General features: G+C 63.4%; 2 protein-coding genes. Both read right to left on the minus strand.

Annotation, left to right across the window (positions count from 1 at the left end; genetic code table 11):
• The coding region (locus CAPSK01_RS07355; RefSeq protein WP_273703255.1) for a hypothetical protein at positions 1-964 on the minus strand (964 nt) is incomplete at its 3' end.
• Positions 948-1560, minus strand: a 613-nt coding sequence (locus CAPSK01_RS07360) for a hypothetical protein (protein WP_034924521.1), incomplete at its 5' end; no start/stop codon positions are given. The genes CAPSK01_RS07355 and CAPSK01_RS07360, both read right to left, overlap by 17 nt.

The raw sequence follows: 1560 nt of genomic DNA on the forward strand, positions 1-1560 counted from the left end.
CGATCAAACCGCGGTCGGAATCATTGACCACGGCAAACAGCCTGCCGCCGATGCGCAACATACGGTCGTGGGCGACGTACGTTCCGGGAAATCCGGCCGCCGGCGGCAGGGATGAAGAGAGTCGCGTCACCGACACGACTGCATCTCCATGGTAAGTCCGGCGATATCCTGGCGACGCCAGGCCGGCGTCATCGAGTGTCGCTGGTGGCAGCGTACGGGCCCCCTCCTGGAAGGTCGCCCGATACCATTCGCGCAGCCTGGCCGGAACCTCGTCCAGGCTTCTGACAGCCGAATTCAAGCGGACACCGGCATCGAAGATCGACGCGTTCGCCATCATTCTCTCGACCAGCTTGCCCCGACCGAACACCGGGTGGATGCCTTTATACGGATGAATCCCGATGAAGATCTGGAAGGTGACGATGCCCCAGGCAAACCAGTCCGTATATTCCGAGAATTCGGTCGCCGACCAGTCCCGAATCGACGGCATCAGGGCGCTCGCCTGGTAAGGGCCGACCTGCCACGAATCGACATCGATGACCCAGGGCGTCGTGCCATCGACCAACCAGTTGAACTCGTTGGCATCCACCAGCAGCGCCTGGCGCGAATGGGCAAAACTGACGATCTCGCGCATGGCGAGGACGGTTTTCGTGGTCTCCGCAGTGCCGAAGTGGTGGGCCTTGCGCCACGCTTCGGCGAACAGGTTCGGCAGCGAGGTGCCATGGCGACGTTCCATCCAGTAGCCGACGAAGCATCCCTGCTCGTCGCGCAGCGCGCCACGCGGGTGGACCACGCCAGGATGGGCAAATGCGTGCAGCAGACGGATCTTTTCCGAAAGATCACGCGGGTCATGATAGAGCTTGTACGCCTCGCCGCCTTTCGCATACACCGACCCCTCTCCACCGGAAGCCACGAGGTGACAGGCATCGAGGATGACCGTTCCCCTGTTTTCAGCGATCAGCTTCATGGTAAGCCGCCACGGCAATGTCGTCGGCCGGCGGCATGCCTTTCAGGGCACGCAGCGCACGGCGTTTGAGAAAACTGCCCGCGAGGGTCTTGTACGCCGTCAGTTGCGACACGGCCTCGACCACCCGGGTATGATCAAGTTGTAGCATCCCGTCGGTGGCGATCAGGAATTTCCGAGGTTTCGCGGCTTTCCAGTGCAGGCCGCCCGACAAGGCTTGCGTTTCTCCGTCGTCACTCTCGATCATTCCCGTCAGGCCGGGGTGGCCCTCCAGGAGGTAGACCGGATACAGCGGGATGTTCCCGTCCCACTGCACCACTTTCAGAACCTTGCTGCCATCCGGGTACTCGGCGTAGAGCACGCCATCCCCCCAGAGCCAGGCATCGACCTCGCCGTTCCGCTCGACGAAGCCGCCGACGGTCGTCAGGAGATCGGCATGACTGGCATACCCTTGCGACAGGGTGGCGCGCAGGCTGGCAAGCAGCCGGTTCTCGACCTCCTCGACAGCGCCTTGCTGCATGGCGCGCAGCATCGCCATGGCCACCAGACGCGCCCCGATGTCGGGGCGACCCGCCGAGTTGCTGCAGCCGTCGGCGACC

The organism is Candidatus Accumulibacter vicinus (assembly GCF_000584955.1).
Classification (GTDB): domain Bacteria; phylum Pseudomonadota; class Gammaproteobacteria; order Burkholderiales; family Rhodocyclaceae; genus Accumulibacter; species Accumulibacter vicinus.